Here is an 11,894-nt window from a genome sequence, read left to right on the forward strand (position 1 = left end):
GCCGCGCTCGCGGTCCTCACTACGATTGAGCGCATGACAGTTGCTGCGGTTGAGCTGCTCGACTACGACGACGTCGTCGCACGCTACGAGCCGGTGCTCGGCCTGGAAGTCCACGTCGAGCTGTCCACCGCCACGAAGATGTTCTGCAGCTGCGCCACGGCCTTCGGGGCCGAGGCCAACACCCAGGTGTGCCCGGTGTGCCTGGGCCTGCCGGGATCGTTGCCGGTGCTCAACCAGGCGGCCGTCGAGTCGGCGATCCGGATCGGGTTGGCGCTGAACTGCGAGATCGTGCCGTGGTGTCGCTTCGCCCGCAAGAACTACTTCTATCCCGACATGCCGAAGAACTACCAGATCTCACAGTACGACGAGCCGATCGCCATCAACGGCCACCTCGACGTGCCGCTCGAGGACGGCACCACCTGGCGCGTCGACATCGAACGCGCGCACATGGAGGAGGACACCGGCAAGCTGACCCACATCGGCAGCGAGACCGGCCGCATTCACGGCGCGACGACGTCGCTGATCGACTACAACCGCGCCGGCGTGCCGCTGATCGAAATCGTCACCAAGCCGATCGTCGGAACCGGTGAGCGGGCCCCGCAGATCGCCCGGGCTTACGTGACGGCACTGCGAGACCTGTTGCGTGCGTTGGGTGTTTCCGATGTGCGGATGGATCAAGGTTCGATGCGCTGTGACGCGAACGTATCGCTGATGCCGACGGGGGCCACGCAGTTCGGCACCCGCACCGAGACCAAGAACGTCAACTCGCTGAAAAGCGTCGAGGTCGCCGTCCGCTACGAAATGCAGCGGCAGGGCGCCGTTCTGGCGTCCGGTGGACGGGTCGCCCAGGAGACCCGGCACTTCCACGAGTCCGGCTATACCAGCCCCGGCCGCACCAAGGAAACCGCCGAGGACTACCGCTATTTTCCCGAACCCGACCTTGAGCCGGTGGCGCCCAGCACCGAGCTGGTCGAGCGGCTGCGCCAGACCATTCCCGAGCTACCGTGGTTGCGCCGCAGGCAGATTCAGCAGGAGTGGGGCGTTTCCGACGAGGTGATGCGTGATCTGGTCAACGCCGGCGCTGTCGACCTGGTGATCGCCACCGTCGAACACGGCGCCTCCAGTGACAAGGCGCGCGCCTGGTGGGGGAGCTTCCTGATGCAGAAGGCCAACGAGGCTGGTGTCGACCTCGACGCGTTGCCGATCACGCCCAAGCAGGTCGCTGAGGTCATCGCACTGGTCGACGACGGCAAGTTGTCCAACAAGCTGGCCCGCCAAGTCGTCGAGGGTGTGCTGGCCGGGGATGGCGAGCCCGAGCAGGTGATGACCGCGCGCGGCCTGGCCGTGGTTCGCGACGATTCGCTGATCCAGGCCGCGGTCGACGAGGCATTGGCCGCCAATACCGATATTGCAGAAAAGATCCGCGGCGGCAAGGTGCAGGCGGCGGGCGCGATCGTCGGCGCCGTGATGAAGGCGACCAAGGGCCAGGCCGACGCGGCGCGGGTGCGTGAACTGGTGCTCAAAGCCTGCGGCCAGGCCTAACAGTTACATCCGGGCCACACCGTCGGCGACGGCGCCGAGCTTGTCGGGGTTGGCCACGTTGTGGATGGTGGCGATGCGTCCATCGGGGTCGAGATCGACGGTCAGGGTGGCGATCACGCGGCCCGCACCGGTGAAGACGATGCCCGGTCCGCCGTTGATGTCAACGACTTCGACTGCCATGTCCGCAATCTCGACGCCCTCGTAAGGTCGTTTGATCGTGCCGGCGATCCAGGCGGCCACCTTTTCGTTGCCCAGGATGGGACGCAGCGCCTGGCGAACCTTTCCGCCGCCGTCGGTCCAGAGCGTGACGTCGGGGGCGAGCAGTTCCATGAGCTCATTGATGTCACCGCCGGCAGCCGCGGCGAAGAACCGCTCGGTGATCTCGCGCTTCTTGGCGTGATCCGTCTCGAATCGGGGCCGCCGCGCCTGCACGTGTTCGCGGGCGCGGTGACCGGCCTGGCGCACGGCCGACTCGGAACGGTCGAGGGCTTCGGCGATCTCGGCGTAGCTGAAGTCGAACACTTCCTTGAGGACGAAAACCGCGCGCTCCAACGGACTCAGCGTTTCCAGCACCACCAGCATCGCCATTGACACCGACTCGGCGGTGGCGACGTCGTCGGCGGTGTCCGGGCTGGTACGGATCGGCTCCGGAAGCCACGGCCCCACATAGGTTTCCCGTTGCCGCTGGCTGGACCGAAGCCGATCCATCGACAGATTGGAGACGATCCGTCCCAGATAGGCTTTCGGGTCGGCGACCTGCCCCCGGTCGGCCGCCGACCACTTGAGCCACGCGTCTTGGACCACGTCCTCTGCGTCTGCGACCGTGCCCAGGATCCGATAGGCGATCGCGAACAACAGCTTGCGGTGGTGCTCGAAGGTCTGCTGGTCGGTGCTCATCGCGTGAACCGGCCGCCGCGACGCCAGGTCGTGGTACCCACCGACGGAACCGACTTGAGCAGACGGTAGGTGGGCCACGGGCTGGAACTCACCGTCTCTTTGTACGCGACAGCCCACCGGCCGGCCAAGTAGAACCGCGTGGGGCTGTCGTCGGGATGGGTGAACTGGATGACCGCGTCACGGCGCCCCAAGCTGACCGGCTGATGAACGTACCCGAATCGAAACTTCTTGGGCTGCTTGCCCTTCAGTTCCCGCGTGATCGACGCCGCAGCGTGCAGCGCAGTCGGGATTCCGCTTTGGCAGGTGCCGTGCATGACCCCGTAACGCTGCCGGACGGCAGCGGCGTCGCCGACGGCGTAGACGTTGGGGTGCGACACCGAGCGCAGCGACTCGTCGGTGACGATCCGGCCGCGCTCGTCGACCTGCAAGCCGGCGGCGGCTGCCAGCGGTGATACCCGCACACCGGCGGTCCACAGCACTGTCCGCGCGCCGACCACGTCGCCGTCGGCCAGCGCAACGCCGTCGGCCATCACCTTGACAATTTCGGCGCCGGACCGGACCTGCACGCCCAACCGGGCCAGACCCGCGTGCAGGCGTGCTTGTGCCTTGGGGCTCATCATCGACCCCGGTGTCGTGCGGCTCAGCAGTACGACGTCCAGTTCGGGATGCTGCTCGGCGATTTCGGCAGCGGATTCGACGCCGGTCAGGCCGCCGCCCGCCACCACCACGGTGCCTTCGCCGAGCCGGTCCAGCTGTTCGGCGAACAACGCCGCGTCGTGTGCACTGTTCAGTGTGTACGTGAACTCGTCGACGCCCGGCACCGCTGCGGTGTCCGCGACGCTGCCGAGCGCATAGACCAACGTGTCGTAGTGCAGCGTGCGCATGTCGTCGACCCGGACGGTCTGCGCGTCCGCGTCGATCGCGGTCACCCAGCCCTGGACGAACGTGACGGCGGTGCCCTGGAGCAGATCGGGGATCTGCAGCTCGGCCAGTTGTTGGCCGGAGGCCACCTGGTGCAACCGCAGCCGCTCGGTGAAGCGGCGCTCCGGGTTGACCAGCGTGATGTGGGTGTCCTCGCGGCGGCGCACCCGGGCTGCGAGGCTGACGGCCGCGGCCGTGCCGGTGTACCCGCCGCCGATGATAACGATCTCGGTCATGGTCCTGCCTTTCGTGTGTGAACTGCTGATGCACACCAGACGGATCCTGCGGGTGGATGTGTGACACGCGCGCCATGTCCGGCAACCGCCGACACTTGAGCGCACCATTTTAGACCGATGGTCTAATCTGTAGACCGGTGGTCTAAAAGGGCGGCAGCAACCTCCGCCACACGTCGAAAAGGATTGGTAACCATGCGCACACCCGCCACCCCGGCCGATCGCTCGCAGCGCACGCGCTCGTTTGCACGCGTGCTCGGCCCGTTCATCGCCGTGGTTCCCGCGATCGTCGCGATCAGGGCCGGAAGCCTCGGGAGCCAGTTGTCCAGTTTCTCGGCAGACCCGATGTGGCCGTGGGTGCTGGGCGCGTTGCTGTTCTTTTCTGGCCTGTTCGTCGTTGCGTTCCACCAGTATTGGGGCAGCGGTGCGGCCGTGATCATCTCGCTCGTCGGCTGGTTCCTGCTGCTGCGGGGTTTCGCATTGCTGGCCATGCCACAGCTGATAGTCAAGGGGGCCGAAAACGCCACCGAGACGTCGAGTCCTGCCATCGCCGTCGTGCGCGTCGGATTCGGGCTGCTCGCACTGTGCGGTCTGTACCTGGCATACGTGGGGTGGCTGAAGAAGTCCGACTGACTCGATACCGCCATGCCGCGTGTCGTGAAACCCAAGGACGTCCGGAGAGCCGAAGTGCTCGACCAGGCACTCGCGCTGTTTCTCCAACGTGGTTATGAGAATGTAAGTCTCAACGACCTTCTCGTCGCGACAGGTACCTCGAAAGGCGCTTTCTACCACTACTTCCCATCCAAGGAGGCGCTGGTCACCGCGCTCGCCGAACGCAGCGCTGCGGAAGCCTTCGACGTTGTGCGTCCGATCTTCGACCAGGCCGGCAAGAACGCGCTGGACCGCCTCAACACCGGGCTTGCCGCGAGTTATCGGGTCAAGATGGCCATGGGCGCTCCCGAACAGATCGCGGCGATGGCGTCACTGCTCGAGCCGCACAACCAGGCGCTGTTTGCAAAGATCGTGACGATCTGGGAGGACCTGTTCCGGCCGGTACTAACCGAAGTCATCACCGACGGGGTACGCGAGGGTATCTTCGACACTTTCGATCCCGAGGGCGTCGGTGACATCATTCAGGGATTCGCGGCCAGTTTGCAGAAGTACATGGTTCAAGTGCTCAATGCGCACGACGCGAAATCCCGACGCAAGGCCATCGATGACTGCATGAAGCGCACCAAGCTCCACGGTATCGCGACGGACCGGATCCTCGGTTTACCCGACGGGTCAACGGTTGTGCTCAACCGCAGGCAGGTCGAGGCGATGGTGGCGCTCCTCAACCCCCGACCGGCCGGATAGCCTGCGAGTGCGCCGGTCTGGTCCATGATGGTGAGATGGCCGATGAATCGTTCGACCGGCTGATTGGCATGCTGGACTACACGATGTTCGTGGTGACCACCCAGGCCGACGGTCACCCGTCGGGCTGCCTGGTCGGATTCGCCACTCAAACCAGCTTGAAGCCACCACGATTTCTGGTCGGCATGTCCAGGCGCAACCACACCTTCGGCGTCGCAACCCAATCCGCGCATTTGGCCGTACATGTGTTGGCCCGCAGCGACATTGAGCTGGCGCGACTATTCGGCGGCCAAACCGGTGACGAGGTCGACAAGTTCGCGCAGTGCTCCTGGCACAGCGGTCCGCAGGGAATGCCGATCCTCGACGGTGCAGTGGCATGGTTTGTAGGCAAGACGCTCGACCGTATCGACCTCGGCGACCATGTCGGCTACCTACTGGAACCGGTTGCCGGCTACGCGCCCGAGCGCGGCGATGATCTCGTCAGCTTCTCCGATGTCACCGAACTCGAGCCCGGCCACGGGGCGTAGCGCTGAGCCCGATCGCCGCTTGGCCTGTCGCGCGGCGACCCGCTGCGCCCGGCTTTGCCGCGCTTGCGATCGCCGCTTGGCCTGTCGCGCGGCGACCCGCTGCGCCCGGCTTTGCCGCGCTTGCGATCGCCGCTACGTCTTGTCCTCGTTCGCCCGCGGGAATCCGCCGCCCTGCGGGAACAGCGGGAACACCACGTCGTCAAGCTTCTCCGCATCACCGGCGGTCTTGTTCACCGTTGCGCCCCAGACGTTTCCGTCCGGCGACATCCGCAACGCCCACGCGTGGGCGTGTGTGTCCTGACGCACCACGTCAGGCTCGCCGGTGACCGCGCCGGTCGCCGGAGCGAGATGGACGGCCACGGTCTGTTTGGTGTTGATCAGGTTCACCAGCACCGTGCCGTCCAGGGCCGCGCAACCGGCCACGCCGGGCCGGTCCGGCCACGTCCAGACGGTGGACACCTTGGAGTCCTTGGTGATGCGCTGCAGCCGGTCGGCGGTGGGCGCGCGGTCCACCACGTACAGCGACCCGTCGACCGGGTCGGTGCACAACCCGCCCCCCGAGCCGATGCCGGAGAGCGCAGTGGTCGGCGGGGCCTGGTTGAGCGTGGTCGGCTGCTCGATCCGCAGCACCTTGCCCGCCGGCGACCCCGGGTCGGCGGCCATCGCCGCGTTGCCCGCATCGCCGGTGAGCACCACCAGCGTGGTCGGACTGGTGAAGATCAGCGCGCCGGTGTTGCCGGTGGCTCCCTTCGGGATTCCCGTCAGGATGTCTTTGGGGATATCGCCGTCGGCGATCCGGATCACCCGGTTGTCGCTGGGCGTGCTGACGTAGGCATACATCAGCCGGTCCTGTTTGTAGGTCGGGGACAGCACAATGTCCATCAGCCCGCCGTCACCGGAGGGGTCGACCGGGATCACCGTTTTCACCTTCGGCTCGGCGCTGACCGAGACCTCCTTGACCGCGCCGGTGGTGCGCTCGGCGACCAGCGCCGACTTGCTGTCCGGCAGCATGATCAACCCGCTGGTGCTTTCCAGGCAGCCCTGCATCACCCCGGGGGCCGGGCACTGCTTGGGGAACGGCTTGGCGGGCAGCGGTGGCGGCGGGGGAGGCGTCGACGTCGGCGGGGGGCGCCGATTGGGTTCGGTGGTGAACGGCTCGGACTGGGCGTCGTTGAACCGGGCGCAACCGCTCACGACGAGCAGCGCCGCACACAGCGCGGCGAACCCGCACCGAACCGACCGCCGTAACCGCATGTCCGCAAGGTTACGGACACTGCCGCGGTCCCCGCCATGCCGACCCGCCCATGCGCGGGGTCACGGGGAGATCAAGGCGTCCGGCAAAGTGTCACGGGCGTAAGTTGCTTGGCTTTAGGCTGGCACGGTGACCGGCGACCCATATGGCTTTACCCGATTTCACCGGCTTGAGGACGCCGAGGCGTCGCCGACGCGGAAGACCCCTCCGCCGCCCCGCAAGGCACCCCCGCCTCCGCCGCAGGCCGAGTCCCGCCCGCCCGCGCCGGAAGCTGCACCGCGGCCACCGGCACCGGAGCCCGCAGTCCCGAAACCCGAGGAATCCGCGGCGCCGGAGCCGGCCGCGGAGTCGGCTCCCGCGCAGGCCGAGGAATCCGGCGAAGATCTGGACGCGGACGACGGCGGTGCGAACGCCGACTCGGAGACCACGGCGACCGAGCCCGACGAGCCGGCCGACGACGTCAGCGATGACACCGCGCAGCCGCCGGTCGCCGATCGCGATCCGCTGCCGTCCGTGCAGCCGCGGCTGGTCGACGACCCCCGGCTGAAAATCGCCAAACAACGCGGCACCCAGCATCTGGGCTTGATGGTGCTGCGAGTGGGCGTCGGCGCGGTGCTGGGCGCCCACGGCCTGCAGAACGCATTCGGCTTGTGGGGCGGCCAGGGCCACGACGGATTCACGCGTTCCCTGACCAATCTCGGCTTTCAGCACGCCGACATCCTGGCTTGGGTGGGCGCCGGCGGCCAGATCGCGGCAGGTGCGCTGTTGATCCTGGGGTTGTTCACCCCGGTGGTCGCCGCCGGCGCATTGGCCTACCTGATCAACGGCCTGTTGGCCAACATCGCGGCCCAGCGTCAGCACGGGCACCCCACGTTCCTGCTCGACGGCAACGAGTACCACGTCATGGCCATCATTGCGGTGGTCGCGATCCTGCTGGCCGGCCCCGGACTGTACGGGCTTGACGCGGGCCGCGGCTGGGCCCGGCGCCCATTCATCGGGTCGTCGGTGGCGCTGCTGGCGGGTATCGGCGCCGGCGTCGGCATCTGGGCGTTGCTCAACGGGGCCAATCCGCTGGCGTGAAACATCGCCGCGTGCATCAGTCTGGTAAAAGCGCCGCTCAAATCCCCGATCTCGGCAGAACTGCCCTTACCCTGACACCCGTGACCAGTCAATCGCATGACGCACCTTGGCGGCGGCCGGAGGACTCCGAGGCGCCAACCCCGGGCCGGCCGGCAACCGCAAGCCTGGTCGACCCGGAAGACGACCTGCCGTCAGCCACCTATGCAGGCGATTTCGAGACGACCACGATTCCGCACTACGACTCCAGCAGTGCGCGCGTGTCCAGCAGCGGATACGGCCTGATCGGTGCGTCGCAGCCATTGCCCTACGTCCAGCCGCCGGACACCGGGCGCCACTCGGTGTTCGGCCCGCCGGAAACCGACACCGCCGAGCACGACGAGCGGGTCCGCGCGGCCAGCCGCCGCGGCACCCAGGACTTCGGGCTGCTGATCCTGCGGGTCGGACTGGGCGCGGTGCTGATGGCGCATGGACTGCAGAAGCTGTTCGGCTGGTGGGGCGGGCACGGGCTGACCGCATTCAAAAACTCGTTGTCCGATGTCGGCTACCAGCACGCGGACATCCTCACCTACGTCGCAGCGGGCGGCCAGATCGTCGCCGGGGTCCTGCTGGTGCTGGGGCTGTTCACCCCGCTGGCCGCCGCGGGCGCACTGGCTTACCTGATCAACGGCCTGATCGCGGCGGTATCGGGGCAGTCGGATTCGCGGTCGTTTCCCTACTTCTTGCCCGACGGTCACGAGTACGAGATCACGCTGATCCTGGTGTCGGCCGCCGTCATCCTGATCGGCCCCGGCCGCTACGGGTTCGACGCCGGTCGCGGCTGGGCGCGCCGGCCGTTCATCGGTTCGTTCGCGGCGCTGCTGCTGGGCATCGGCGGGGGCGTCGCGGTGTGGGTGATGCTCAACGGCGCCAACCCATTGAGCTAGCGGCGATCGCGAGCGCGGCGGAGCCGGGCGCTGCGGGTCGCCGCCATTGAGCTAGCGGCGATCGCGAGCGCGGCGGAGCCGGGCGCTGCGGGTCGCCGCCATTGAGCTAGCCCGCGTACGGATTGGGCACTCGGCCCGCGCTGGCCTCCGCCAGCAAGGGCAGCGTGGCAAAGGTGACTGCGGGCAGCCGCAACTCGCCACCGGTCTTCAGCCGGGCACGGCCCCAGGAGCTCTTGCTGAACCGCAGCCCGTCGATCTCGGCCCAGCGCACCGACCGGCTACCCAGCAGCGTCCGAACGGTCACGCCGTCGTCGTCGGCCACGGTGCGCAGCCGAACGATCAACGCCGACAACACAATTGGGATCACGAGCAGCGGCGCGGTCAGTGGCCAGGTCAGCACCGGCACCAGCAGACCCAGCGTCAGGAAACCCACCGCGAAATGCGCCATCGGCGACACCCTGATCACTACCGGCGGTGAGTGAGAAGCCACGCTGGCATCATGTCATTCCCCGTTGACATCGCGTTCAGGGCTGTGCCGCGGCGGAAATCACGACCTTGGGTGCAATATCAACGCCGGGGTTCGCCCGAGCAGGATTTGACGGCTGACCTGTGCGGAGGCTACCGTCGAACGCTATGGACAGCCGCGAAATGCTCGTAGTACTCGGTCGGCGCGTTGGTGGCTGACTAGTTTTCGAGCACCAACGCGCAACCCTCGTGCAGCAGCTGAGCTGGCGGGGGTTTTTTGTTGTCATCGAGAGACCAACGAAGAGGATCCAGTGAGCGCACCCACCACGCGACCAACGGAGCGATCGGCCACAATGCCCGTCGCCAACGGCGCGTCTGCTGCATCTAAACCGAAACACGTTGCGCCGCAACAGATGACTGGCGCACAGTCGGTAATTCGGTCGTTGGAGGAACTCGACGTCGAGGTCATCTTCGGCATCCCCGGCGGCGCGGTGCTGCCGGTGTACGACCCGCTGTTCGACTCGAAAAAGCTACGCCACGTGCTGGTCCGCCACGAGCAGGGCGCCGGGCACGCCGCCAGTGGCTATGCCCATGCGACCGGCAAAGTCGGCGTGTGCATGGCCACCTCCGGTCCCGGCGCCACCAACCTGGTGACCCCGATCGCCGACGCGCAGATGGATTCGGTGCCGGTGGTGGCGATCACCGGGCAGGTCGGGCGCTCGCTGATCGGCACCGACGCCTTTCAGGAGGCCGACATCTCCGGCATCACGATGCCGATCACCAAGCACAACTTCCTGGTCCGCGCCGGCGACGAGATCCCCCGGGTGATTGCCGAGGCGTTCCACATCGCGGCCACCGGGCGCCCCGGCGCGGTGCTGGTCGACATCCCCAAGGACGTGCTGCAGGCCCAGTGCACGTTTGCCTGGCCGCCACGGATGGAACTGCCCGGCTACAAGCCGAACACCAAGCCGCACAACCGCCAGGTCCGCGAGGCAGCCAAGCTGATCGCGGCCGCCCGCAAACCGGTGCTCTACGTCGGCGGCGGCGTTATCCGCGGCGAAGCATGCGAGCAGCTGCGCGAACTGGCCGAGCTGACTGGTATCCCGGTGGTCACCACGCTGATGGCGCGGGGCGCCTTCCCGGACAGCCACCCGCAGCACCTCGGCATGCCGGGCATGCACGGCACGGTGGCGGCGGTGGCCGGCCTGCAGCGCAGCGACCTGCTGATCGCGCTGGGCACCCGCTTCGACGACCGGGTCACCGGAAAGCTCGATTCGTTCGCGCCGGAGGCCAAGGTCATCCACGCCGACATCGACCCCGCCGAGATCGGCAAGAACCGCCACGCCGACGTCCCGATCGTCGGCGACGTCAAGGCCGTCATCACCGACTTGATCGCCGCGCTGCGCCACGACGGAGCCAGCATCGAGCTCGATGACTGGTGGGAATACCTGCGCGGTGTCCAGGACACCTACCCCTTGAGCTACGGGCCGCAAAGCGACGGCAGCCTCAGCCCGGAGTATGTGATCGAAACGCTGGGCAAGATCGCCGGCCCGGACGCGGTGTACGTCGCCGGGGTCGGCCAGCACCAGATGTGGGCCGCGCAGTTCATCTCCTACGAAAAGCCGCGCACGTGGATCAATTCCGGCGGCCTGGGCACCATGGGCTTCGCTATTCCGGCGGCGATGGGCGCCAAGATCGCCCGCCCGGACGCCGAAGTGTGGGCGGTCGACGGCGACGGCTGTTTCCAGATGACCAACCAGGAGCTGGCCACCTGCGCGATCGAAGGCGCGCCGATCAAGGTCGCGCTGATCAACAACGGCAACCTGGGCATGGTGCGGCAATGGCAGTCGCTGTTCTATGCCGAGCGATACTCGCAGACAGACCTGGCCACCCACTCGCACCGCATCCCCGACTTCGTGAAGTTGGCCGAGGCGCTGGGTTGTGTCGGATTGCGTTGCGAGCGTGAGGAAGACGTGGTCGACGTGATCAACCAGGCGCGGGCGATCAACGACCGCCCGGTGGTGATCGACTTCATCGTGGGCGCCGACGCTCAGGTGTGGCCGATGGTGGCCGCCGGCACCAGCAACGACGAGATTCAGGCCGCCCGCGGCATCCGTCCACTCTTCGACGACGAAGGCAACGAGGGGCACGCCTGATGAGCGCAACCACCCATACGCTGTCGGTACTGGTCGAGGACAAGCCCGGCGTGCTCGCGCGCGTCGCGGCGCTGTTTTCCCGGCGCGGCTTCAACATCGAGTCGCTGGCGGTCGGTGCCACCGAGCAGAAAGACATGTCCCGGATGACCATCGTCGTCTCGGCCGAGGACACCCCGCTCGAACAGGTCACCAAGCAACTCAACAAACTGATCAACGTCATCAAGATCGTCGAGCAGGATGACGACAATTCGGTGTCCCGAGAGTTGGCGCTGATCAAAGTACGCGCCGATGCCAGCACTCGCGGCCAGATCATCGAAGCGGCGAACCTGTTCCGGGCCAGGGTCATCGACGTCTCCCCGGAGTCGCTGATCATCGAGGCCACCGGTACCCCGGCGAAGTTCGAAGCGCTGCTGCGGGTCCTGGAGCCCTACGGGGTGCGGGAAATCGTCCAATCCGGATTGGTGTCGCTCTCGCGCGGTCCGCGCGGCATCGGCACCACCAAGTAACTCAACGACAAAAGAAGGAATCACACAGTGGCAGTGCAG

The 11,894-nt window shown here is 67.1% G+C and carries 12 protein-coding genes; 8 read left to right on the forward strand and 4 right to left on the reverse strand.

The genetic code is table 11. The features are described from left to right. Nucleotides 1-33 precede the first annotated feature (33 nt). Nucleotides 34-1,542 carry an Asp-tRNA(Asn)/Glu-tRNA(Gln) amidotransferase subunit GatB gene (gene gatB / locus AWB95_RS05005; RefSeq protein WP_062540603.1) on the forward strand — a complete coding sequence of 503 codons (1,509 nt, stop codon included), beginning with the start codon at nt 34-36 and terminating at the stop codon, nt 1,540-1,542. 3 nt (nt 1,543-1,545) lie between these two features. On the opposite strand, the gene AWB95_RS05010 is transcribed toward gatB, so the two are convergent. Continuing rightward, nucleotides 1,546-2,439, reverse strand: coding sequence for an RNA polymerase sigma-70 factor (locus AWB95_RS05010; RefSeq protein WP_062540602.1), 894 nt, complete (start codon nt 2,437-2,439; stop codon nt 1,546-1,548). Further along, nucleotides 2,436-3,596: an NAD(P)/FAD-dependent oxidoreductase gene (locus AWB95_RS05015; RefSeq protein WP_062540601.1), complete on the reverse strand. Its 1,161-nt coding sequence runs from the start codon at nt 3,594-3,596 to the stop codon at nt 2,436-2,438. Before AWB95_RS05015 ends, AWB95_RS05010 begins: the two co-directional genes overlap by 4 nt. Before the next feature lie 192 nt (nt 3,597-3,788). On the opposite strand from AWB95_RS05015, the gene AWB95_RS05020 reads away from it, so the two are divergent. The 3 genes from AWB95_RS05020 to AWB95_RS05030 are packed head-to-tail and all read left to right on the forward strand — an operon-like array spanning nt 3,789 to nt 5,473. After that, nucleotides 3,789-4,226, forward strand: a complete 438-nt coding sequence (locus AWB95_RS05020) for a hypothetical protein (RefSeq protein WP_062540600.1) — start codon at nt 3,789-3,791, stop codon at nt 4,224-4,226. Nucleotides 4,227-4,238: 12 nt separating this feature from the next. Further along, a complete protein-coding gene (locus AWB95_RS05025; RefSeq protein ID WP_062540599.1) occupies nt 4,239-4,949 on the forward strand; it encodes a TetR/AcrR family transcriptional regulator in 711 nt (236 codons plus the stop codon). A gap of 35 nt (nt 4,950-4,984) precedes the next feature. After that, entirely contained in the window at nt 4,985-5,473 is a 489-nt protein-coding gene (locus AWB95_RS05030) for a flavin reductase family protein (protein ID WP_062540598.1), read from the forward strand. A gap of 132 nt (nt 5,474-5,605) precedes the next feature. Here AWB95_RS05030 and AWB95_RS05035 read toward each other — a convergent pair whose 3' ends face one another. Continuing rightward, nucleotides 5,606-6,727, reverse strand: coding sequence for a PQQ-dependent sugar dehydrogenase (locus AWB95_RS05035; protein WP_062540597.1), 1,122 nt, complete (start codon nt 6,725-6,727; stop codon nt 5,606-5,608). Nucleotides 6,728-6,854: 127 nt separating this feature from the next. On the opposite strand from AWB95_RS05035, the gene AWB95_RS23610 reads away from it, so the two are divergent. Both AWB95_RS23610 and AWB95_RS05045 read left to right on the forward strand, forming a co-directional pair. Beyond that, on the forward strand, nt 6,855-7,805 hold the full coding sequence (locus AWB95_RS23610) for a DoxX family protein (protein WP_249025630.1): 951 nt from the start codon (nt 6,855-6,857) through the stop codon (nt 7,803-7,805). A gap of 80 nt (nt 7,806-7,885) precedes the next feature. Next, the gene (locus AWB95_RS05045; RefSeq protein ID WP_062539616.1) at nt 7,886-8,728 is read left to right on the forward strand and encodes a DoxX family protein; all 843 of its coding nucleotides are present in this window, start codon (nt 7,886-7,888) and stop codon (nt 8,726-8,728) included. Nucleotides 8,729-8,834: 106 nt separating this feature from the next. On the opposite strand, the gene AWB95_RS05050 is transcribed toward AWB95_RS05045, so the two are convergent. Then, on the reverse strand, nt 8,835-9,176 hold the full coding sequence (locus tag AWB95_RS05050; RefSeq protein ID WP_062539618.1) for a PH domain-containing protein: 342 nt from the start codon (nt 9,174-9,176) through the stop codon (nt 8,835-8,837). A gap of 328 nt (nt 9,177-9,504) precedes the next feature. Between AWB95_RS05050 and AWB95_RS05055 the strand changes: the two genes are divergently transcribed. Then, nucleotides 9,505-11,349, forward strand: a complete 1,845-nt coding sequence (locus AWB95_RS05055) for an acetolactate synthase large subunit (RefSeq protein WP_062539615.1) — start codon at nt 9,505-9,507, stop codon at nt 11,347-11,349. After that, a complete protein-coding gene (gene ilvN, locus AWB95_RS05060; RefSeq protein WP_062539614.1) occupies nt 11,349-11,855 on the forward strand; it encodes an acetolactate synthase small subunit in 507 nt (168 codons plus the stop codon). Before AWB95_RS05055 ends, ilvN begins: the two co-directional genes overlap by 1 nt. Nucleotides 11,856-11,894 lie beyond the last annotated feature (39 nt).

Origin of the sequence: Mycobacterium celatum, from assembly GCF_002101595.1 — a bacterium.
In the GTDB taxonomy this organism is placed as follows: Bacteria; Actinomycetota; Actinomycetes; order Mycobacteriales; family Mycobacteriaceae; genus Mycobacterium; species Mycobacterium celatum.